A 22715-nucleotide genomic window follows, 5' to 3' on the forward strand; every position below is an offset into this window, starting at 1 on the left:
AAGATTGAAAACGAGAATTATTACTGCTGTTGTTGCGCTTATATTTTTCATTCCATTTGTTGTTTACGGGGGGATGCCATTTGAATTATTAAGTATTTTACTTGCAACTATTGCTTTATATGAAGTACTTGTCATGACAAAGCAGCGTATTTTTTCAATGAATGGAATAATTACATTACTATTAATGTGGTTAGTTGTGGTCCCAGATAGATACTTGGATTTTTTAGATAAACTGCATATTACTGAAATGGAAGTTATTTTTATTTTAATGGCTCTTTTACTTGCTAATACGGTATTTTCTCGCAATAAATTCCATTTTGATCAAGTCGGAATCTGTATGGTTGCTGCTTTTTATACTGGATTTGGGTTCCATTACTTAGCGCTAACTCGGGAAGCTGGATTAATGTATGTACTTTTTGCATTATTTATTGTGTGGTCAACCGATACGGGGGCTTATTTTATTGGGAAAGCAATTGGTAAGCATAAATTAGCGCCAAATGTTAGTCCTAATAAAACGATAGAAGGTTTTATCGGTGGGATAGTTTGTGCACTTGTTATTGCTGGAGGTTTTTATTATTTTGCTGATTTACCAGGTAACATAATCCTTGTTTTAGCGCTTCTAGTGTTTTTATCTATTTTTGGTCAACTGGGAGATTTAGTAGAGTCAGCGTTGAAACGATTTTACGGCGTGAAAGATTCTGGAAAAATCCTACCTGGACATGGTGGTATTTTAGACAGATTTGATAGTTTGTTATTCGTATTACCTCTGCTACATATACTTCAAATTATTTAATTGGAGATGGGATAATGAAAAATATTATTTTACTTGGTGCAACTGGCTCTATTGGGACGCAAACACTCACAATTATTCGAGAAAATCCAGAAGAATTTCGACTTGTTGCTTTTAGTTTTGGACGTAATATTGAACGAGGACGGGCAATTATTCAAGAATTTAAACCAAAAATGGTAGCTGTTTGGCATACGAGAGACCGTGTGACACTAGAGGCTGAATTTCCTGATGTGAAGTTTTTTAATGGTTTAGACGGACTTAGAGAAGTAGCAACATACTTAGATGGGGACGTTCTATTAAATGCTGTTATGGGCAGTGTAGGGTTATTACCGACTCTAGATGCTATTGAAGCTGGTAAGGCGATTGCTATAGCCAACAAAGAGACACTTGTTACAGCTGGACATTTAGTTATAGAGGCTGCTAAAGAAAAAAATATCTCCTTATTACCTGTGGATAGTGAACATTCTGCTATTTTACAAGCATTAAACGGTGAAAATCGAGAAAAAATTAAGAAAATTATTCTAACTGCGAGTGGCGGAAGTTTCCGAGATAAAACACGAGAACAACTTAGGGAAGTTAGCGTAAAAGAAGCTTTAAAACATCCTAATTGGAACATGGGAAATAAATTAACAATTGATTCAGCTACGATGTTTAATAAAGGGTTAGAAGTAATGGAAGCGCACTGGCTCTTTGATGTGGATTATGATGATATTGAAGTAGTTATTCAGCGTGAAAGTATTGTTCATTCTATGGTTCAATTTGTAGATGGAAGTTTTATTGCGCAACTTGGCACACCGGATATGAGGATGCCTATTCAATACGCATTAACATATCCTAATAGGCTTTCTATTCCATACGAAAAAGAATTCCGGATTACTGATTTTTCAGCGCTTCATTTTGAAGAAGTGAATTATGAAAGGTTTCCGGCATTGAAACTCGCGTATAATGCTGGTAAAATAGGTGGAACAATGCCGACAGTTTTGAATGCGGCAAATGAAATTGCTGTCGCTGGCTTTTTAAATGGACAAGTCGCTTTTTATAATATCGAAGCACTTGTTGAAAATGCAATGAATCGTCATACAAGTATTTCTAATCCTGACTTGGATACTATTTTACAAGTTGATCAAGAAACACGTGCGTATGTAAAGACACTTTTATAGAGGTGAAGCTATTTTGACAACTATTATTGCTTTTATTTTCGTTTTCGGACTGATTGTATTTTTCCATGAGCTAGGTCACTTCTTGTTTGCAAAACGAGCTGGCATTATGGTCAAAGATTTTTCGATTGGCTTCGGACCGAAAATTTTTGCTTACCGAAAAAAAGAAACACAGTATACCATTCGCTTATTACCTATTGGTGGATATGTTAGAATGGCTGGAGAAGACGGGGAAGAAATTGAGCTGAAACCTGGTTACCGAGTTGGGCTTGAGTTAACTCCGGAAGAAACTGTTAGCAAAATTATTGTTAATGGTAAGGACCAATATGTCAATGCACAACCAATTGAAGTTTCTCTCTGTGATTTAGAGAAGGAACTTTTTATCGAAGGTTATGAAGACTATGATGACACGAAGAAAGTTCGGTATCAAGTAGAACGAAATGCACTTGTTATTGATGGTAAAATCGAAACAATGATTACGCCATATGACCGTTCTTTTAATGCGAAATCTTTAGGAAACAGAGCAATGACTATTTTTGCAGGCCCATTGTTTAACTTTATTTTAGCCATCTTAATTTTTACTGCACTTGCTTTTATTCAGGGCGGGGTTCCGAGTACCGATAATACACTTGGTAATGTTATGCCGGATGGGGCCGCTGCAGAAGCTGGTCTTAAAAAAGGAGACGAGGTTCTTTCTATTAATGGTAAAGAAACAAAGTCTTGGACAGATATTGTTCAAAGTGTTTCTGAAAATCCTGGGAAAACACTCGATTTCAAAATTGATCGCGATGGAAAAACACAAGATATTGATGTGAAACCGGCGACGCAAAAAGAAAATGGTAAAGATGTTGGGAAAATCGGAGTAGAAACACCGATGGACACTTCATTTACTGCTAAAATAACTAATGGCTTTACACAAACATGGAGTTGGATTGTTCAAATATTTACGATTCTTGGTAACATGTTTACTGGTGGATTTTCACTAGACATGCTGAATGGCCCAGTTGGTATTTATACGAGTACACAACAAGTCGTGCAATATGGCTTTATGACAGTATTAAACTGGACTGCTGTTTTAAGTATTAACCTAGGAATTGTTAACTTATTACCGCTTCCAGCACTTGATGGAGGACGTTTGATGTTCTTCTTATATGAACTCGTCCGCGGGAAACCAATCGATCCTAAAAAAGAAGGTATTATCCATTTTGCTGGATTTGCACTTTTGATGGTTCTCATGATACTTGTGACATGGAACGATATACAACGAGCATTTTTCTAAAAAGAGAAAGACTAATAAAGGGAAAAAGGGGTGTTTTAAATGCGTCAAACGATGACATTTATACCAACATTAAAAGAAGTTCCAGCTGATGCGGAAGTAAAGAGTCACCAATTACTTCTTCGCGCTGGTTTTATTAGACAAGTGGCGAGTGGGATTTACAGTTATTTACCACTTGCAACATTAACATTAAGAAAAATTGAAGCAATTGTCCGCGAAGAATTAGAAGCAATTGGCGCTGCAGAAATGCTTATGTCTGCGCTTCAACCTGCAGAACTATGGCATGAATCTGGTCGGTGGGCTGATTATGGTCCAGAACTAATGCGTCTAAAAGATCGTGCCGCTCGTGATTTTGTGCTTGGACCAACCCATGAAGAATTGATTACGTCACTTTTACGAGATGAAATTAAATCTTATAAACGTTTACCAATTACGTTATATCAAATCCAAACAAAATTCCGTGATGAAAAACGTCCTCGCTTTGGTCTATTACGCGGACGAGAATTTATTATGAAAGATGCGTATTCATTTCATGCGACAAGTGAAAGCTTAGATGAAACATTTGAGCTAATGCACCAAGCTTATTCTAATATCTTTAGTCGTTGCGGCCTTGAATTCCGTTCTGTTATTGCAGATTCTGGTTCAATTGGCGGAAATGAATCCAAAGAATTTATGGCATTATCTGATATTGGGGAAGATACCATTGCTTATAGCGATGCTTCTGATTATGCTGCAAATACAGAGATGGCACCAGTTTTATATATGGAGAAAAAATCGCATGAACTTGAGAAAGAACTTGAAAAAGTAGCAACAGAAAATCAAAAAACTATTGCTGATATTGTTGGATTTTTAGAAGTTCCTATTCAGAAAACAATGAAATCAATGCTTTATCAAGTAGATGATGAAGTGATTATGGTCTTAGTTCGTGGTGACCATGAAATAAATGATATTAAAATTAAAAATGCTTTAGATGCAACAAATGTCGAGTTAGTAGATCCAAATGTTGCAGTGGAATTACTAGGTGCTAATTTTGGCTCCTTAGGGCCGATTGGTGTTCCTGAAAAAATTCGCGTCTTTGCTGATAATGCAGTAAAAGATATTGTTAATGCTGTAGCTGGAGCAAATGAAGATGGGTATCATTATATTAATGTTAATCCAAATCGTGATTTTGAAGTTACTAGTTATTTTGACTTGCGTATGATTCAAGCAGGCGATTTGTCTCCTGATGGTCAAGGGGTTATCAAGTTTGCAGAAGGTATTGAAGTTGGTCATATTTTCAAACTTGGTACTAAATATAGTGAAGCTATGAATGCAACTATATTAGATGAAAACGGTCGTGCACAACCAATTATTATGGGGTGCTATGGTATTGGTTTATCTCGAATTTTATCTGCCATTGCGGAACAATCGAATGATGAAAATGGTCTTGTATGGGATAAGCAAATTAGCCCATTTGATTTACACTTAATTCCTGTTAATATGAAGAGTGAAGAGCAAGTTGCATTTGCAGAATCGTTATATAAATCACTACAAGATGCTGGATTTAGCGTATTAATAGATGACCGTGCTGAACGCGCTGGCGTTAAGTTTGCGGATGCTGATTTAATCGGTCTACCTATTCGTATTACTGTTGGTAAAAAAGCAGCAGAAGGTATTGTGGAAGTGAAAATTAGAAAAACGGGCGAAATGATCGAAGTTCGTCAAGATGAGCTACTAAATACGCTACCAATTCTTTTTGGAGATAAATAATTACGGATAAAGTTGTGCCAGATGAAACTCCACTCGTTCCTTTTAAAAACGGGTCATGAGGGACATCTGGCTTTTATAAATTTGGATAAAGGGGTGTTATTCGGAATGACTGCAAAAGAGGAAGAAAAACAAGAACGATTTCAGCTGTTAATGACACAAATTGGTTTACAAGATGTAACAGCCTACCAAGAATTTACGAAAGATGCTACAATCGAAAAACTTGTTGCTGATAAGAAAAATAAAACATGGCAATTTCATTTGCACGTACCACAAATTTTCCCAGCCGCACTCTTTCATATGATGGATATTGGAATGAAACGTACATTTAGCCAAATTGCAGAAACAGAAATGCAAATAGTTCCAGAAAATCAGACTATCAACGAAACGCTTATTCAAGATTATTGGAACTTAATTGTAGAGCCAATTGAAAAGCAATCGCCAATGATTGGAAAGCTTTTATTGGAGCAAAAACCTACATTTAAAGAGCCACATTTTATTGAAGTAGCTGTTCATAATGATATGGAAGAAACGACGATTCAACAACGATTCCAAGCAAAGATTCTCGAAAACTACGGAAAAGCAGGTTTTCCACGACTAGCAATGAAAATGCATATATTGGATCAATCAGAAACCGATGAATATAAAGCTTTTGCACAAGCAAAACAAGAAGAAGATCAGAAAAAAGCTGCCGAAGCGGTTCAAGTAATGCAAAAACGTCAGGCAGAAGGACAGAATGGCAGTGGAAATGCGGCGCCCCTTACTGGACCATTCCAGATTGGGTATAAAATCAAGGATGACGAGGAAATCAAACGTCTTGGTGATGTCTATGATGAAGAACGTCGTATTACTGTTCAAGGTCTCATCTTTGCTACAGAAATTCGCGAACTCCGAAGTGGACGCAGTTTATTGCAATTTAAAATTACCGATTATACTAGCTCGATGATTATAAAAATGTTTTCGCGTGATAATGAAGATGCAGCAATGTTCCAAAATTTAAAAAAAGGAATGTGGGTGAAAGTAAGAGGTAGTGTCCAAAATGATACTTTTGTGCGCGATTTAATAATGATGGCTCAAGATATCAACGAAATTGCAGGAGTGAAACGGCTTGATACTGCGGAAGAAAAACGTGCAGAACTTCATCTTCATTCACCAATGAGTCAAATGGATGCTACTTCGTCCGTGGATTCACTGTTCAAACAAGCAGCTGATTGGGGTCATAAAGCAATTGCTATCACGGATCATTCGGTTGCACAATCCTTCCCAGAAGCATACGGAGCAGGTCAAAAATATGGCTTAAAAGTTATCTTTGGTATTGAAGCAAATCTTATTGATGACGGTGTACCTATTGCTTATAACGATCAACATATTGCTTTACAAGATGCCACTTATTGTGTATTTGATGTTGAAACTACAGGCTTATCAGCTGTTTATGACACTATTATCGAACTTGCAGGCGTAAAAATGAAAAACGGCGAAATCATTGATAAATTTGAAGCATTCATTGATCCTGGTCATCCACTCTCTGCAACGACAATTAATCTAACTGGTATAACAGATGATATGGTCAAAGGATCTGATCCAATTGATGTTGTATTAAAACAATTCAAGGAATGGAGCGGCGATGACATCCTTGTTGCCCACAATGCTTCTTTTGATATGGGATTTATTAATACCGCCTATGAAAAAGTTGGTATTGAAAAAGCAAAGAATGCAGTTGTCGATACACTGGAGTTAGCTCGTTTTCTATACCCACACTTTAAGAATCATCGCTTAAATACGTTAACGAAAAAATTTAATATTATTCTTGAGCAACATCACCGAGCTGTATTTGATGCTGAAGCAACCGCATATTTAGCCTGGAAATTAATTAAAGATGCAAAAGAAATGCATGATATTGATTTTCATGATTCCTTAAATGACTATATGGGAGAAGGAGATGCGTACAAACGTGCTAGACCTTTCCATGCAACTATTTATGCACAAACGGACGTAGGACTGAAAAACCTTTTTAAATTAATCACTATGTCGAATATTAACTACTTCTACCGCGTACCGCGAATTCCTCGCTCTCAGTTGAAAAAAATGAGGGAAGGATTAATTATCGGTACAGCATGTAGTCAAGGTGAATTATTTGAAGCGATGATGCAAAAAGGAATGCAAGCTGCTGAAAAAGTAGCCGAATTTTACGACTTTATTGAGGTTCAGCCGAAACCAGTATATGCTCCGCTAATAGAACGTGAGCTTGTTCGTGATGAAAAAGCGTTAGAAGAAATATTGAAAAACATTGTCCGTGTTGGTGAAAAAACTGGGAAGCCTGTCGTTGCGACCGGGAATGTGCATTATAAAGATCCGGTTGATAAAATATACCGTAAAATTTTGATTCATTCTCAGGGTGGAGCTAATCCGCTTAATCGTGCGGAACTACCAGATGTTCATTTCCGCTCCACAGATGAAATGTTGAAAGAATTTGCCTTTCTTGGGGAAGAAAAAGCAAAAGAAATCGTTATAACAAATTCCAATTTAGTAGTAGACTGGATGGATGATTTAAAACCGATTAAAGATGAACTATACACACCAAAAATTGATGGTGCTGAAGATGAAGTTCGTAATATGAGTTACGGTATGGCCCACCAATTATATGGGGAAAAGTTGCCAGAAATTGTAGAAGCAAGATTAGAAAAAGAGCTGAAAAGTATTATTGGTCATGGTTTTGCGGTTATTTACCTTATTTCCCATAAACTCGTTAAAAAATCACTCGTAGATGGTTATTTAGTAGGTTCCCGGGGATCAGTTGGTTCTTCTTTTGTCGCTACAATGACAGAAATTACGGAGGTAAACCCACTTCCGCCACATTACCTTTGCCCGAATTGTAAGGACTCTGAGTTCTTTGATGATGGATCGGTTGGTTCTGGTTTTGATTTACCTGATAAAGATTGCCCACACTGCGGAACTCCTTATCAAAAAGAAGGTCAAGATATTCCTTTCGAAACATTCTTAGGATTTAAAGGAGATAAAGTACCCGATATAGATTTAAACTTCTCGGGAGATTACCAACCTGTAGCGCATGCCTACACAAAAGAAATTTTTGGGGAAGATTACGTTTTCCGTGCAGGTACTATTGGTACAGTTGCTGAAAAAACTGCATTTGGGTATGTTCGGAATTACGAACGTGATATGAATATGACCATCCGCGGGGCTGAGGTGGATCGCCTTGTTGCTGGATGTACTGGTGTTAAACGAACTACTGGGCAGCACCCAGGTGGTATTATCGTTATTCCTGATTATATGGATGTTTATGATTTTACTCCTGTTCAGTTCCCAGCAGATGCAACGGACTCGGAATGGAAAACAACCCATTTTGATTTCCACTCGATTCACGATAACGTGCTTAAACTCGATATACTTGGGCACGATGATCCGACCGCTATTCGGATGTTACAGGATTTAAGCGGAATTGATCCGAAAACCATTCCAACAGATGATCCAGATGTGATGAAGTTGTTTGGTTCTACGGAATCGCTTGGTGTTAAACCAACAGATATCGATTCAAAAACTGGGACGCTTGGAATTCCCGAATTTGGGACTCGTTTTGTACGACAAATGTTAGAACAAACAAAACCAACGACATTTTCTGAATTAGTACAAATCTCTGGTCTTTCTCATGGTACCGATGTTTGGCTTGGAAATGCGGAGGAATTAATTAAAAATAAAACATGCGAACTACCAGACGTAATTGGTTGTCGTGATGATATTATGGTATTTTTAATTTACCAAGGATTAGAAAGTTCGTTAGCCTTTAAAATTATGGAATCTGTCCGTAAAGGGAAAGGTTTAACCGAGGAAATGGAAGAAGCAATGGTAGCAAATAAAGTGCCGCTTTGGTACATTGAATCTTGTAAAAAAATCAAGTATATGTTCCCGAAAGCCCATGCTGCTGCTTACGTTTTAATGGCAGTTCGGATTGCTTATTTCAAAGTACATCATCCATTGTTCTTTTACGCGACTTATTTCACTGTTCGTGCGGATGACTTTGATTTAACATCGATGGTAAACGGAAAAGAAGCAGTAAAAGCTACTATGAAAGAAGTAAATGATAAAGGAATGGAAGCATCAACGAAAGAGAAAAATTTACTAACGGTTTTAGAAATTGCGAACGAAATGCTAGCTCGCGGTTTCCATTTCCAAAAAGTCGATTTGTATAAATCGTCTGCGGATGAGTTCATTATTGACGGAGACTCTCTTATTCCCCCATTTAATGCAATTCCAAGTCTTGGTACTAACGTAGCTAAACAAATAGTTGCTGCACGCGAAAATGGAGAATTTTTATCCAAAGAAGACTTACAACAGCGCGGCAAAGTATCAAAAACGATTATTCAGTACATGGATGATCAAGGATGCTTGGAAGGATTGCCTGATCAAAATCAGTTATCGTTATTCTAAAATATAGCAAAACTTGCTTGTAGTCACAATTTGTGATAAACTTATTTAAGAAATACTACGATAACTCAGCCAAGCGTGGGCCAATGCCCACGCTTTCGTTTTGCAAATCTGTCAAAGAGTCACCCGTGGCAGAAATAGGGGACGAATTAGCTGGAAAAGCGTATCTCTTAAGGAGGCTGAAATGAGTAAAGTACTAGAACAAGTAGAAGCAATTGTTGCGCCAATCACGGACGAACTTCAACTAGAACTTGTAGATATTGTCTTTGAAAAAGAAGGCCCAAATTGGTTTTTACGAATTTTTATTGACAAAGATGGTGGCGTAGATATTGATGAATGCGCCGCTGTAAGCGAAAAAGTTAGCGAAAAAATGGATGAATCTGATCCCATTACACAAAACTACTTTTTAGAAGTGTCTTCTCCTGGGGCTGAACGTCCACTGAAGAAAGAGCAAGATTTTGAAAATGCGGTAAGTAAATATGTTCACGTTACTTCATATGAACCAATTGATGGTCGTAAAATGTGGGAAGGAACACTTGTTAGTTATGATGGGGCAACACTCGTTATTACTATCACGGATAAAACACGCAAAATCACTTGTGAAATTCCTAAAGACAAAGTAGCTAAAGCAAGACTTGCAATTCAATTTTAAAAAGCAAAGAATAAGGAGCTGAATAAAAAATGAGCACAGAATTATTAGATGCTCTTCATGTGTTAGAACATGATAAAGGTATTTCAAGAGAGGTTTTAGTAGAAGCAATTGAAGCTGCTCTTACTTCTGCCTATAAACGAAACTTCAAAGATGCACAAAACGTACGCGTAGATTTAAATATGGAAAATGGTTCTATCCGTGTTTTAGCTAGAAAAGAAGCGGTAGAACAAGTATTTGATTCTCGTCTTGAAATCTCCATGGAAGAAGCGCATAAACTAAATCCAGTATACAAACCTGGTGATGTAGTAGAGCTCGAAGTAACGCCAAAAGATTTTGGGCGTATTGCAGCTCAAACAGCGAAACAAGTTGTAACCCAACGTGTTCGTGAAGCGGAACGCGGCATCATTTACGATGAGTTCATCGACCGCGAAGATGATATTATGACTGGTATTGTTGAACGTCAAGATTCTCGTTTTATCTATGTAAACCTTGGTAAAATCGAAGCCATTTTATCTCAAAACGAACAAATGCCAAACGAAACTTATCATGCACATGACCGCATTAAAGTGTATTTAACAAAAGTAGAAAAGACTACAAAAGGACCGCAAATCTTTGTATCTCGAACACACCCTGGACTACTTAAACGTCTTTTTGAGATGGAAGTGCCAGAAATCTATGATGGTATTGTAGAAATCAAATCCGTTGCACGTGAAGCTGGGGATCGTTCTAAAATCTCTGTTTACACAGCAAACGAAGAAGTAGATCCAGTTGGCGCATGTGTTGGGCCAAAAGGCGCGCGTGTTCAAACAATCGTCAATGAACTTAAAGGCGAAAAAATCGATATTGTAGAATGGTCAGAAGATCCTTTCACATTCGTAGCTAATGCACTTAGCCCATCCAAAGTGTTAGATGTTATTGTCAACGAAGCAGACCAAGCGACGACTGTCATCGTACCAGACTATCAGTTATCTCTTGCTATTGGTAAACGCGGTCAAAATGCCCGTTTAGCAGCAAAATTAACTGGTTGGAAGATTGATATTAAAAGTGAAACAGTTGCAACTGAACTAGGTATCTACCCACGTAATGGTGTAGAATCGCCTGCTTTAGAAGAAGCAGAAAGCGAAACTTTTGCTGAAGATGAAGAATAAAAAGGAGAATTATCATGCGTAATAAAAAAATCCCCCTTCGAAAATGTATTATTACCGGCGAACGCTTGCCAAAAGGCGAACTTCTTCGTATTGCGTATTCGAAAGACGGAGCGCTTACGATAGATCCTACAGGCAAAGCACCTGGACGCGGTTTCTACATTGTTAAAAGTGTAGAAGCGTGTGAAAAAGCGAAAAAGAAAAACGCTATTTTTCATCAACTAAAAATGCCAGAACAAGAGTCTTTTTATGATGAGCTGATTGCTTATATGAAGTCTCTCGAGGAACCTACGAATGGATAAAAAAGCACTTTCCTTATTAGGCCTCGCTAACAGAGCACGTAAAATTACTACTGGTGAAGAATTAGTACTAAAAGCAGTTAGAAATGGGAAAGCAAAAATGGTTCTCATTTCAGAAGATATATCAGAAAAAACCGAGAAAACAATCCGCAACAAGTGTGAATACTACAATGTTGTCGTGAAAAAAGCCGGTACCCGGGAAATGATAGGGGGTGCAATCGGCAAAGACACACGTGCAATAGTTGCAATACTTGATAAAGGATTTGCTATTAAATTAGCAGAATTACTCGGTTGAATCTTATACGGAGGTGTACGACATGAGTAAAGTTCGTGTATATGAATACGCAAAAGAACATCAAGTATCAAGTAAAAAAGTCATTGAAGCATTAAAAGGCTTAGGTATTGAAGTGGCTAATCATATGTCCACTATTAATGAAAATGCATTAAGACAATTAGATAATGCTATTGATGGCGCAAATAAAAAAGCCGAAGCACCAAAGAAAGAAGCTACTAGCAACGAAAATGGAAATAGTAAGGGGCCAAACAAACCAAATATGACAAATAGTAATGAAAAGTCGAATAAACCAAATAAACCAGCAGGACAAGCTAATAAACCAGCAACTGCGAACAAAAGCCAAGGTACTAAACCAGCGACAAATAAACCAGCAAATACAAGTAACCAAACACAATCAAGTGGTAACCAACAACAAGCTGGTGGACAGAAACGTAACAATAATAATAATCGTCCAGGCGGCAATTCAAACCGTCCAGGCGGTAACAATCGTCCGAATCGTGGCGGTAATTTCAACAATAAAGGCCGTAACACGAAGAAAAAAGGTAAACTAAACCACAGTACAGTACCGCCAACTCCGCCAAAACCAAAAGAGCTTCCTGAAAAAATCGTTTTCAGTGAATCTTTAACAGTAGCGGAATTAGCGAAAAAATTATACAGAGAACCATCTGAACTAATCAAAAAACTATTTATGCTTGGTGTTGTTGCAACAATTAACCAATCATTAGATAAAGATGCAATCGAATTAATTTGTGATGATTACGGCGTGCAAGTAGAAGAAGAAATCAAAGTTGATGTAACAGACTTAGATGTTTACTTTGAAAATGAACTAAATGAAGCTGTTGACGAGTCAAAACTTGTTGAACGCCCACCAGTTGTTACGATTATGGGTCACGTTGACCATGGTAAAACAACTTTACTAGATTCCCTTCGTAATACAAAAGTTACTTTAGGAGAAGCAGGTGGTATTACACAACATATTGGTGCTTACCAACTGGAAATTCACGATAAAAAAATTACTTTCTTAGATACTCCAGGACATGCTGCGTTTACAGCAATGCGTGCTCGTGGTGCGCAAATCACGGATATTACGATTTTAGTTGTTGCAGCTGATGATGGTGTTATGCCACAAACAATTGAAGCGATTAACCACGCGAAAGCTGCGGGAATGCCGATTATTGTTGCTGTTAATAAAATTGATAAACCACAAGCAAACCCAGACCGTGTAATGCAAGAATTAACTGAGTATGAATTAGTTCCAGAAGCTTGGGGCGGCGATACTATTTTCGCACCAATCTCAGCTAAATTTGGTGAAGGTCTTGAAAACTTGTTAGATATGATTTTACTTGTTTCTGAAGTAGAAGAATTAAAAGCAAATCCAGACCGTCGTGCCATCGGTTCCGTTATTGAAGCAGAACTTGATAAAGGTCGTGGCCCAGTTGCGACTTTACTAGTACAAGATGGAACGCTTAATATCGGGGATCCAATCGTTGTAGGGAATACTTTTGGTCGTGTTCGTGCCATGGTTAATGACCTAGGCCGCCGCGTGAAAAAAGTTGGACCTAGCACACCAGTTGAAATCACTGGATTAAATGATGTGCCACAAGCTGGCGATCGCTTTGTTGTTTTTGAAGATGAAAAAACAGCAAGAAACATCGGTGAAACCCGTGCAAGTCGTGCGTTAGTAGCACAACGCTCCGCAACAAATCGTGTAAGTTTAGATAACTTATTTGAACATATGAAAGCTGGCGAAATGAAAGAAGTTAACGTTATTATTAAAGCAGACGTTCAAGGTTCTGTAGAGGCTCTTGCTGCGTCACTTCGCAAAATTGACGTAGAAGGCGTTAACGTTAAAATTATTCATACTGCCGTTGGTGCGATTAATGAATCAGATATTACTTTAGCTGCAGCTTCTAATGCAATTATTATTGGATTTAATGTCCGTCCAACAGCGCAAGCTCGTGAAGCAGCAGAAAACGAAAGCGTAGATATTCGTTTACACCGTGTTATCTATAAAGCAATTGATGAAATTGAAGCAGCAATGAAAGGGATGCTTGACCCAGAATTCCAAGAAAAAATTATTGGTCAAGCCCAAGTTCGTCAAACAATCAATGTTTCTAAAGTGGGTACAATTGCCGGCTGTTACGTAACAGATGGTAAAATAACTCGTGATAGTGGCGTTCGTATTATCCGTGACGGAATCGTTGTTTTTGAAGGCGAAATTGCAACACTTAAACGCTTTAAAGATGATGCGAAAGAAGTAGCAAAAGGTTACGAATGTGGTATTACAGTTCAAAACTTTAACGATATTAAAGAAGATGATGTAATTGAAGCATACGTTATGGAAGAAATTGAAAGAAAATGATTCAATCAGTTATTAGTGAATTTTTCATGCAGGAACCACAAAACCTTAAAGAAAAACGCGCTATACTGCAACGAATTTTAACGAGAACAAAACAAAAATTCAATATCTCCATTGCTGAAACAGATTATCAGGATTTATGGCAGCGAGCTGAAATTAGCTTTGCTGTTGTATCCTCCTCGCATATCCAAGCGGAAAAAGAAGCCAGAGAAGTACTTGCTTTTCTTGATTCTTTTCCTGAGTGGGAGCGAGCTGAGACAGTTATGGAGAAGTTATAAAAGAGGTGAATACACTTGAACGTACGAGCAAATCGTGTCAGTGAGCAAATGAAAAAAGAATTGGGCGATATTTTAAATCGTAAAATCAAAGATCCTCGCTTAGGCTTTGTTACTGTAACAGGAGTAGATGTTACTGGTGATTTACAAGAAGCTAAGGTGTTCATTTCCATTCTTGGTACCGATAAGGAAAAAGAGAATACGTTACTCGCACTTGCGAAAGCGCATGGCTTTATCCGCTCTGAAATCGGTCGCCGTATTCGACTTCGTAAAGTTCCAGAAATGTCTTTTGAAATAGATAATTCCATCGCTTACGGAAATCGAATCGATGAATTACTTCGCGACTTAAATAACGATCAATAATAAATAAAAGTTTAAGGCAGTCCCTTTATCTTCTCAGTCAAACGGGATGTAAGTGGGAATTGCCTTAAACTTTTTTTCTTAGAAGGAGGAGCTTGATGAACGGAATTATCCCACTATGGAAAGAACGCGGGATGACAAGTCATGATTGCGTTTTTAAATTAAGAAAAATTTTACATACAAAAAAAGTTGGTCATACAGGTACACTTGATCCAGAAGTAGAAGGCGTGCTACCAATTTGTATTGGACGTGCGACAAAATTGGCTGAATATGTAACTGATGAAGGCAAAGTCTATGTAGCAGAAATAACACTAGGCAAATCGACTACAACAGAAGATTCCACTGGCGAAACTATTGCAACGAAAGACTTAGCCGAAATTTCAGCAGAAGAACTTCAAGCGACCCTTACAAAGCTAACCGGCAATATCACACAAATTCCACCAATGTATTCAGCCGTAAAGGTTAACGGCAAGAAGTTGTATGAATATGCAAGAGCTGGAATAGAGGTTGAAAGACCATCCAGACAAGTGGATATTTATTCATTAATCCGTTTAGATGGCGTCAGTCCGCTAAATCAAACTAATCCAACGTTTCAATTAGAAATTGCATGCGGAAAAGGAACCTATATCCGCACGCTTGCAGTCATGATTGGCGAATTACTAGGTTATCCAGCCCATATGTCCAAACTAGAACGGACCCGTAGCGGCTTTTTCAAAAAAGAAGATTGTCTAACCTTGGCGGAAATTGATGAAAAGATGCAAGCAAATGATACTGATTTTTTATATCCGCTTGAAAAAGGCATTGAATCAATGGCAAAATTAGAAATAAATGAAGAAATACACGCGAAAGTTTTAAACGGCGGATTATTACCAAAATCTTTATTCCAAACAGTCGAAAATGAACCTCGTGTCGCACTTATTTTTAAAGATAAATTAACAGCAATATACAAACCGCATCCAGAGAAAAAAGATTTCTTTAAACCAGAAAAAGTCATTGAGTTACATCAAGCATAGTTATTGCGACCGCAACTTGCTTATATTATGATATTAAAGGAATTCAAATTTAGAGGAGAAGTGGCAAAAAATGAAGACGATATACTTACATCATCCGATTACAACAGATGAGTGGACTGACGTAAAAAAAGTAATGGCGCTTGGCTTTTTCGATGGCGTTCATTTGGGACATCAAGCAGTCATTAAACAAGCAAAAAAGATTGCTGGACAAAAAGGACTTCAAACCGCAGTGTTAACTTTTGATCCGCATCCATCTGTCGTTTTAAGCAATATTCGCAAACAAGTAAAATATCTCACACCGCTTGAAGATAAAGCAGAAAAAATGGCTGAACTTGGCGTAGATATTATGTATGTAGTTCGCTTTACAACACAATTTTCCGAACTATCTCCGCAATCTTTTGTAAATAATTATTTAGTCGCTTTGCATGTAGAACATGTGGTAGCAGGGTTCGACTATTCTTATGGTAAAAAAGGTGAGGGTAAAATGACCGATTTGGCTAAATATGCTAATGGTCGCTTTGAAGTTACTATTATCGATAAACAAACTGCTGCAAGTGATAAAATAAGTTCGACAAACATTAGACGTGCCATCTTAGAAGGGGAACTAGAAGAAGCGAATCAATTACTAGGCTATCCTTATACAACGAAAGGAACTGTAATCCACGGGGACAAACGCGGTAGAACAATTGGTTTTCCAACAGCGAATATCCGTGTAAAAGAAGATTACTTGATTCCAAAGCTTGGTGTTTATGCAGTGAAATTCCGTGTGAACGGAGAAACTCACTTAGGTATGGCGAGCATTGGTTATAACATTACTTTTAAAGATGACCAAGCGTTATCTATTGAGGTTTATATTTTAGATTTCCACCGTGAAATATACGGCGAAGAAGCAGAAATTGAATGGTATCAATTTTTCCGTCCAGAGCTTAAATTCAACGGAGTAGAAGGTCTAATTGCTCAGCTAGAAAAAGACGAACAAGATACAAGAGCATTTTTTGCTAATTTAGAGGATTAAAAGACTATTTCTGCTTGCTTTTGGAGGCTAAATAGTGTATCTTTAAATCTGTACGAACAGAACCATTACTTGGCTTTTGCGACTCACCGACGCTTGGCTCAGTAATTGGGGATATTTTAGAAGGAGGTGGAAAGAAATGGCTTTAACTCAAGAACGCAAAAATGAAATTATTGCAGAGTACCGTGTCCATGATACAGATACTGGTTCACCAGAAGTACAAATCGCTGTATTAACTGCTGAAATCAATAGCTTAAATGAACACGTTCGCGTACACAAAAAAGACCATCACTCTTACCGTGGATTAATGAAAATGGTAGGTCACCGTCGTAACCTATTAACTTACCTACGTAAAAAAGATGTTCAACGTTACCGCGAACTTATCAAACGTTTAGGTTTACGTCGATAAAAACCAGACGAAAGCGGGATACCAAAAGTTCCCGCTTTTTTTTGAGTATTAACTATACTAAATTTTGGAAAACACGCCGAAGAAATGAAACTTTATCGCATGAATCCAAAAACGTGCTTCAAAAATCGCTATTTTTAGCAGGTTTTTGGATTCATGTGTGCTTTAGAAAATCTAAAGTGTGCGTGAACATTCTTATGCATGGTAAAGTTTCTGGTTCGTGTTTTTCCTAATCAAAGGAGATTAAAATATGTCTGAAAAACAAGTATTTTCAACAGAATGGGCGGGTAAGACATTATCTGTCGAAGTAGGTCAATTAGCAAAACAAGCAAGTGGAGCAGCCTTAATTCGTTACGGCGATACGGTCGTTTTAACAGCTGCAGTTGGTTCGAAAAAGCCACGTCCTGGCGACTTTTTCCCATTAACAGTTAACTATGAAGAAAAAATGTATTCCGTTGGTAAGGTTCCCGGTGGATTCTTAAAACGTGAAGGACGTCCAAGTGACCGTGCAACATTAACAGCGCGTCTAATTGACCGTCCAATTCGTCCATTATTTGCAGAAGGTTTCCGTAATGAAGTTCAAATTACATCTACTGTTTTCAGTGTGGATCAAGATTGTTCTCCAGAAATGGCAGCAATGCTTGGCTCTTCTGTTGCATTAGTTATTTCCGATATTCCATTTGAAGGGCCAATCGCTGGTGTGGATGTGGGTCGTATCGATGGAAAATACGTTATCAACCCAACTATCGAACAAGCAGAAAAAAGTGATATTAGCTTAACCGTTGCAGGAACTTATGATGCAATCAACATGGTAGAAGCTGGAGCAAAAGAAGTTTCAGAAGAAGCAATGCTTGAAGCAATTATGTTTGGTCATGAAGAAATTAAACGTCTTTGTGAATTCCAACAACAAATTATCGCCGCTGTTGGTAAAGAAAAACGCGAAATCGAACTTTTCGTAAGCGATCCTGAACTTGAAGCCGAAGTAAAAGCAGCAAGTGAAGGCAAAATGAAAGCAGCTATCAAAACAGAAGAGAAAAAAGCGCGTGAAGCTGCAATTGAAGAAGTAAAAGAAGAAATTTTAGAAAGCTATAAAGCAAAAGAATTAGAAAATGAAGCAGAAATTCTTGGTGAAGTAGCTCATATTCTTGAAATGATTGAAAAAGACGAAATGCGTCGTTTGATTTCTCAAGATAAAATCCGTCCAGATGGCCGTAAAGTAAATGAAATCCGTCCACTTTCTTCTGAAGTTGGCATGCTTCCACGTGTCCATGGTTCAGGTTTATTCACTCGTGGCCAAACACAAGCTCTAAGCGTATGTACATTAGCGCCGCTTCGTGAACACCAAATCATTGACGGTTTAGGCACAGAAGAATATAAACGATTCATGCACCATTATAATTTCCCGCAATTTAGTGTTGGGGAAACTGGCCCTCGTCGTGCGCCGGGGCGTCGTGAAATCGGTCATGGTGCGCTAGGTGAACGCGCATTACAATATGTTATTCCTTCCGAAGAGGAATTCCCGTACACAATCCGTCTAGTATCAGAAGTTCTTGAATCAAACGGTTCTAGTTCTCAAGCAAGTATTTGTGGTTCTACACTTGCAATGCTTGATGCTGGTGTTCCAATTAAAGCGCCAGTTGCTGGTATCGCAATGGGCCTTGTAAAACTTGGTGATGACTATACGATTCTTTCTGATATTCAAGGTATGGAAGATCACTTTGGTGATATGGACTTTAAAGTTGCTGGAACGAAAGATGGTATTACAGCACTTCAAATGGATATCAAAATTGATGGCTTAAGTCGTCAAATTTTAGACGAAGCATTAACACAAGCAAAAGAAGGGCGCTTGCATATTCTAGAACACTTAACAAGTACAATTAGCGAACCCCGTGAAGAACTTTCTGCGTATGCTCCAAAAATTATTACGCTTAATATTAAACCAGAAAAAATTAAAGATGTTATTGGACCTGGTGGAAAACAAATCAATGCAATCATTGAAGAAACAGGCGTAAAAATTGATATCGAACAAGATGGTACAGTTTACATCGCTTCACAAGATCAAGCAATGAACCGTAAAGCAATTGCTATCATCGAAGACATCGTTCGTGAAGTAGAAGTTGGAGAAGTTTACACTGGTAAAGTTCGTCGTATTGAAAAATTTGGCGCATTTGTTGAATTATTCAAAGGGACAGATGGTTTAGTTCATATTTCTGAATTAGCACATGAACGTGTTGGTAAAGTGGAAGACATCTTAAAGCTTGGTGATGAAGTAACGGTTAAAGTTATTGAAGTAGACCACCAAGGCCGCGTTAACTTATCACGTAAAGCATTGCTAGAGAAAAAAGAACAACCAGAAGGCGACAAAAAACCACAAGCAGAGAAAAAATTCTATCCTAAAACAAAAAAACCAGAATCTAAATAATACAAAAAAGCAAGTAGTTAAAAACTACTTGCTTTTTTGTGTTATCTTTTAGGTCGTGTTTTTAAATGTGTTCGAAGTGATTTTTGAATCGTTTTCCGGCGATCTCGTTCTTGCCTGGCTAAAGCGGGGCTGTTTTTTCGAGCATGATAAGCCATTTCACGTTGTAATTTCAGCCAATTTTCATAGTGTTGTACTGAAAGCGTTCCATCTGCTAATGCTTCTTGAACCGCGCAACCTGGCTCATTTGTATGGGAACAATCATGAAAACGGCAACCTTCACCTAGTTCTTCTACATCAGAAAAAGTAGTTTCTAGACCTGTTTGGTTCAATCCAATCCCAAATTCACGCATGCCAGGAGTATCAATAATAATCCAACCATTAGCAAGCAAATGCATTTCTCGGTGAGTCGTTGTATGTTTTCCTTTACTATCATCCTCGCGAATCCCTGAAGTTTTCATCAAATCCGCTCCTGCAAGACTATTAATAAAGGAAGATTTACCAACCCCCGATGATCCAAGTAAAACAAGGGTACTATTCGGCTTTAAATCAGTCTCTAAAGCTTCAAAACCGCGGTGTGATAAATTATCTACATAATAAGTGGGAACGCCATAAGCGACTGTTTCGAGCTCTTGTGTGAAGGGAGTGAGGTCATCAACTAAATCTGCTTTTGTTAGAATGATAATTGGTGTAGCACCACTATCCCAAGCAACCGTTAAATAACGTTCTAGCCTATTTAAATTAAAATCATGGTTCAAACTCATTACAATAAGCGCATAATCAAAGTTTGCGGCAATTAATTGTTCCTCTGATTCTTTATTCATTCGAGAAAAAATTGTTTTCCTCTGTAATACAGACAAAATTTGTTTCTGACTGCTTACTTCCACAAAATCACCGACAGCAGGCAGGTTAGAAGAGGACAATTCATAAAAATTCCCTCGTTTAAGAGTGGCTAAAAATTCCCCATTTTCTGTTATAACACGATAAAAATCTCTGAATATTGCTGTAACTCTTCCATACGAAGAAGTAGTAGCAATTTTTTGTTCTTCAAAAAAACTTGTAAAACCATATTTTTCAAGTATCAATTGTTTCGCTCCTTTGCAAAAAGGGAGCATTCTATTTGTAAAATACCCCCGTATTATTTATGAGGTTTTTCATTGTTACATTTTCCATATCTCATCATCCTTTCTTTCTTAAATAATAACATAAAAAAGGAAATAAGTTCTAGACTTATTTCCTTTTTTAACTAATTTTTATGTGTCAATATTTTTGCGATTGTTTCATAATTCATGTCACTTTTGAGCGTATAACTACCGTCACGAATGTATTTTTCATAATTGTTATCTCTTAAGTATTTATCAAACTCTGAAGCGCTTTTAATAATACCATTTGCTTGAAGTTCATCTCCAGCTTTAGAAGAAGGATCTCCTTTAGAAATCGTTAATTTATAACTTTTTACTTTTTTAGCTTCTTCTGCTTTCTTTTTAGCAGCTTCTTCCGCTTTTTTCTTGGCATCTGCTTCTGCTTGCTTATCCAATTCTTGTTGAGCTAATAATTTTTCATATTTGCTTTTCCATGTTTTTGAGTTTTCATCAGAACCAGTTTTTGTTGATGTGACTTTAGTTTCTTCTGCTTTGGTCTGAGTTGAAAAAAACTGATTATAAACCAGTAAGACAACGGCAGAAATTAAGAAACCTAATGCCAACATCCGTAAGTTTTTCTTCACAGATAGGCTCCTCCTTTAAAATTTAAATCAATGTTTTAAATATTCTTCAATGATTTTTTCTACTTCTTCTTTTGGTAGGGATGATTGTTCTGCAATTTCTGATGTTACTATTCCAGAAGTATAAAGGGTAATCACTTGTTTTTTCATTAATTCGCGAACTTTAGGACTTTCAGGAACTTGCTCCACCTCAACGATAGGGGCATCCATTTTCATTGCTTTTTCTAATTCAGAGACACGTTGTTTTAATTCAAAGTTTTCTTGCATCCACTGAGCAGCAACATCTTCTAGTTCTTTTTCTAATTGCTTATTATCACCTTTTTGTAAAAATGAAATGACAAACAGCGCAATAGCAGCAATTAATAAGATAATTATGACTGTGGTCATGGGTTTTATAAACACCTCTCTTCCATAAACTCTACTACTAGTTATAGCATAATTTAACATAAAACACCATCCGAAATAAGGTTTTGTAAAGAAATTAAAAAGAAAATGCATAGAGTCCTTGCAACAACTGTGTAAAAATGATATTATTATACAGGTTTAGTAAATAAATTCGTCAGTCAGAGTTGGAGGGAAAAATAATGCGCGTTAATATTACTTTAGAATGCACTGAATGCGGTGATCGTAATTATATCACTACTAAAAATAAGCGTGAAAATCCGGAACGTATTGAATTAAAAAAATATTGTCCAAGATTGCGCCGTGTAACTTTACACCGCGAAACTAAGTAAGCAGCAGGATCTCCATTCTGTTGCTTTTTTTATTATAAAAAAGGGGGAAGTCAAGATGGAAGACAAACACCTTATTCGAGAAAAAGTTTTGCGAAACTTAAATAGTATTGATAAATTTGAGCACCAGGAACGCTCGATTAAACTTGCAGAAAAATTATTTCTGTTACCAGAGTGGAACAAAGCAAAGACAATCGGAATTACACTAGCAAGACATCCTGAAATTGAAACTGAAACGATTATTCTCCAGGCTAAAAAAGAAGGAAAAACCGTTTTAATTCCAAAAACATTTTATCCTAGTAGAAAAATGGAATTTAAAAAAATGGATTCTAATCATCCGCTTATTAAAACAAAATTTGGTATTTTAGAACCTAATAAATTAGCAGAAACAGTCGAAAAAGAAGCAATAGAGTTGTTACTAGTTCCAGGGGTTGTTTTTAACAAAGCACATTATCGAATAGGTTTTGGCGGCGGATTCTATGATAGATTTTTAACTGATTTTAAAGGAGAAACAGTCTCTTTGTGTTTTTATGAGCAACAAATAGAATTCACTCCAGAACCCCATGATAAACCAGTTTCTATTCTGATTGAAGGATAAAGAAAAATAATTCTATAGA

The 22715-nt window shown here is 37.3% G+C and carries 21 protein-coding genes; 18 read left to right on the plus strand and 3 right to left on the minus strand.

What is annotated here, in order from left to right; translation table 11 throughout:
* Positions 1-4 precede the first annotated feature (4 nt).
* From HCB38_RS05470 to pnp, 16 genes are all read left to right on the plus strand, one after another.
* Positions 5-793 carry a phosphatidate cytidylyltransferase gene (locus HCB38_RS05470; RefSeq protein WP_185318657.1) on the plus strand — a complete coding sequence of 263 codons (789 nt, stop codon included), beginning with the start codon at positions 5-7 and terminating at the stop codon, positions 791-793.
* A gap of 14 nt (positions 794-807) precedes the next feature.
* Positions 808-1950, plus strand: a complete 1143-nt coding sequence (locus tag HCB38_RS05475; protein ID WP_185318658.1) for a 1-deoxy-D-xylulose-5-phosphate reductoisomerase — start codon at positions 808-810, stop codon at positions 1948-1950.
* Positions 1951-1963: 13 nt separating this feature from the next.
* Positions 1964-3226 carry an RIP metalloprotease RseP gene (gene rseP, locus HCB38_RS05480; protein WP_185607734.1) on the plus strand — a complete coding sequence of 421 codons (1263 nt, stop codon included), beginning with the start codon at positions 1964-1966 and terminating at the stop codon, positions 3224-3226.
* Between the two features lie 39 nt (positions 3227-3265).
* Entirely contained in the window at positions 3266-4972 is a 1707-nt protein-coding gene (locus HCB38_RS05485; RefSeq protein ID WP_185637791.1) for a proline--tRNA ligase, read from the plus strand.
* A 105-nt stretch (positions 4973-5077) separates the two neighbouring features.
* Positions 5078-9412 (plus strand): PolC-type DNA polymerase III, encoded by a 4335-nt coding sequence (locus tag HCB38_RS05490; RefSeq protein ID WP_185318661.1) that lies wholly within the window; start codon positions 5078-5080, stop codon positions 9410-9412.
* Positions 9413-9593: 181 nt separating this feature from the next.
* Positions 9594-10061, plus strand: a complete 468-nt coding sequence (gene rimP, locus HCB38_RS05495; protein WP_185318662.1) for a ribosome maturation factor RimP — start codon at positions 9594-9596, stop codon at positions 10059-10061.
* A 29-nt stretch (positions 10062-10090) separates the two neighbouring features.
* Positions 10091-11209, plus strand: a complete 1119-nt coding sequence (gene nusA / locus HCB38_RS05500; protein WP_185318663.1) for a transcription termination factor NusA — start codon at positions 10091-10093, stop codon at positions 11207-11209.
* A gap of 14 nt (positions 11210-11223) precedes the next feature.
* A complete protein-coding gene (rnpM, locus tag HCB38_RS05505) occupies positions 11224-11508 on the plus strand; it encodes an RNase P modulator RnpM (RefSeq protein ID WP_185619489.1) in 285 nt (94 codons plus the stop codon).
* A complete protein-coding gene (locus HCB38_RS05510; protein ID WP_003729918.1) occupies positions 11501-11800 on the plus strand; it encodes a YlxQ family RNA-binding protein in 300 nt (99 codons plus the stop codon). The genes rnpM and HCB38_RS05510 overlap by 8 nt, the downstream gene beginning before the upstream one ends.
* 22 nt (positions 11801-11822) lie before the next feature.
* Positions 11823-14162: a translation initiation factor IF-2 gene (gene infB, locus HCB38_RS05515; protein WP_185619487.1), complete on the plus strand. Its 2340-nt coding sequence runs from the start codon at positions 11823-11825 to the stop codon at positions 14160-14162.
* A complete protein-coding gene (locus tag HCB38_RS05520) occupies positions 14159-14437 on the plus strand; it encodes a DUF503 domain-containing protein (protein ID WP_185318666.1) in 279 nt (92 codons plus the stop codon). The genes infB and HCB38_RS05520 overlap by 4 nt, the downstream gene beginning before the upstream one ends.
* 15 nt (positions 14438-14452) lie before the next feature.
* Complete coding sequence (gene rbfA, locus HCB38_RS05525) at positions 14453-14797, plus strand: 30S ribosome-binding factor RbfA (RefSeq protein ID WP_003719600.1); 345 nt, start codon at positions 14453-14455, stop codon at positions 14795-14797.
* Between the two features lie 95 nt (positions 14798-14892).
* A complete protein-coding gene (gene truB / locus HCB38_RS05530) occupies positions 14893-15807 on the plus strand; it encodes a tRNA pseudouridine(55) synthase TruB (RefSeq protein ID WP_185637793.1) in 915 nt (304 codons plus the stop codon).
* A 70-nt stretch (positions 15808-15877) separates the two neighbouring features.
* Entirely contained in the window at positions 15878-16822 is a 945-nt protein-coding gene (locus tag HCB38_RS05535) for a bifunctional riboflavin kinase/FAD synthetase (RefSeq protein WP_185637795.1), read from the plus strand.
* A gap of 136 nt (positions 16823-16958) precedes the next feature.
* Positions 16959-17228 carry a 30S ribosomal protein S15 gene (rpsO, locus tag HCB38_RS05540; protein WP_003719603.1) on the plus strand — a complete coding sequence of 90 codons (270 nt, stop codon included), beginning with the start codon at positions 16959-16961 and terminating at the stop codon, positions 17226-17228.
* A 247-nt stretch (positions 17229-17475) separates the two neighbouring features.
* Positions 17476-19647, plus strand: a complete 2172-nt coding sequence (gene pnp / locus HCB38_RS05545; protein WP_003771683.1) for a polyribonucleotide nucleotidyltransferase — start codon at positions 17476-17478, stop codon at positions 19645-19647.
* A 41-nt stretch (positions 19648-19688) separates the two neighbouring features.
* On the opposite strand, the gene rsgA is transcribed toward pnp, so the two are convergent.
* The 3 genes from rsgA to HCB38_RS05560 all read right to left on the minus strand — a co-directional run bounded on the left by rsgA (position 19689) and on the right by HCB38_RS05560 (position 21754).
* Positions 19689-20729 carry a ribosome small subunit-dependent GTPase A gene (rsgA, locus tag HCB38_RS05550; protein ID WP_185318670.1) on the minus strand — a complete coding sequence of 347 codons (1041 nt, stop codon included), beginning with the start codon at positions 20727-20729 and terminating at the stop codon, positions 19689-19691.
* Positions 20730-20890: 161 nt separating this feature from the next.
* Positions 20891-21370, minus strand: coding sequence for an endolytic transglycosylase MltG (locus HCB38_RS05555; RefSeq protein ID WP_185318671.1), 480 nt, complete (start codon positions 21368-21370; stop codon positions 20891-20893).
* A gap of 27 nt (positions 21371-21397) precedes the next feature.
* A complete protein-coding gene (locus HCB38_RS05560) occupies positions 21398-21754 on the minus strand; it encodes a hypothetical protein (RefSeq protein ID WP_185318672.1) in 357 nt (118 codons plus the stop codon).
* Between the two features lie 197 nt (positions 21755-21951).
* Between HCB38_RS05560 and rpmG the strand changes: the two genes are divergently transcribed.
* Positions 21952-22101, plus strand: coding sequence for a 50S ribosomal protein L33 (gene rpmG, locus HCB38_RS05565; protein ID WP_003719608.1), 150 nt, complete (start codon positions 21952-21954; stop codon positions 22099-22101).
* 55 nt (positions 22102-22156) lie between these two features.
* Positions 22157-22696 (plus strand): 5-formyltetrahydrofolate cyclo-ligase, encoded by a 540-nt coding sequence (locus tag HCB38_RS05570; protein WP_185637797.1) that lies wholly within the window; start codon positions 22157-22159, stop codon positions 22694-22696.
* The last annotated feature ends 19 nt before the right edge of the window (positions 22697-22715 follow it).

Source organism: Listeria farberi, from assembly GCF_014229295.1.
GTDB classification, from domain to species: Bacteria; Bacillota; Bacilli; order Lactobacillales; family Listeriaceae; genus Listeria; species Listeria farberi.

Bases quoted from the DNA above. Each gene is read 5' to 3' on its own strand.
- HCB38_RS05475 (WP_185318658.1), top strand. From the start codon at position 808: ATGAAAAATATTATTTTACTTGGTGCAACTGGCTCTATTGGGACGCAA.
- HCB38_RS05485 (WP_185637791.1), top strand. From the start codon at position 3,266: ATGCGTCAAACGATGACATTTATACCAACATTAAAAGAAGTTCCAGCT.
- HCB38_RS05490 (WP_185318661.1), top strand. From the start codon at position 5,078: ATGACTGCAAAAGAGGAAGAAAAACAAGAACGATTTCAGCTGTTAATG.
- rimP (WP_185318662.1), top strand. From the start codon at position 9,594: ATGAGTAAAGTACTAGAACAAGTAGAAGCAATTGTTGCGCCAATCACG.
- nusA (WP_185318663.1), top strand. From the start codon at position 10,091: ATGAGCACAGAATTATTAGATGCTCTTCATGTGTTAGAACATGATAAA.
- rnpM (WP_185619489.1), top strand. From the start codon at position 11,224: ATGCGTAATAAAAAAATCCCCCTTCGAAAATGTATTATTACCGGCGAA.
- HCB38_RS05510 (WP_003729918.1), top strand. From the start codon at position 11,501: ATGGATAAAAAAGCACTTTCCTTATTAGGCCTCGCTAACAGAGCACGT.
- infB (WP_185619487.1), top strand. From the start codon at position 11,823: ATGAGTAAAGTTCGTGTATATGAATACGCAAAAGAACATCAAGTATCA.
- HCB38_RS05520 (WP_185318666.1), top strand. From the start codon at position 14,159: ATGATTCAATCAGTTATTAGTGAATTTTTCATGCAGGAACCACAAAAC.
- truB (WP_185637793.1), top strand. From the start codon at position 14,893: ATGAACGGAATTATCCCACTATGGAAAGAACGCGGGATGACAAGTCAT.
- HCB38_RS05535 (WP_185637795.1), top strand. From the start codon at position 15,878: ATGAAGACGATATACTTACATCATCCGATTACAACAGATGAGTGGACT.
- rpsO (WP_003719603.1), top strand. From the start codon at position 16,959: ATGGCTTTAACTCAAGAACGCAAAAATGAAATTATTGCAGAGTACCGT.
- pnp (WP_003771683.1), top strand. From the start codon at position 17,476: ATGTCTGAAAAACAAGTATTTTCAACAGAATGGGCGGGTAAGACATTA.
- HCB38_RS05560 (WP_185318672.1), bottom strand. From the start codon at position 21,754: ATGACCACAGTCATAATTATCTTATTAATTGCTGCTATTGCGCTGTTT.
- rpmG (WP_003719608.1), top strand. From the start codon at position 21,952: ATGCGCGTTAATATTACTTTAGAATGCACTGAATGCGGTGATCGTAAT.
- HCB38_RS05570 (WP_185637797.1), top strand. From the start codon at position 22,157: ATGGAAGACAAACACCTTATTCGAGAAAAAGTTTTGCGAAACTTAAAT.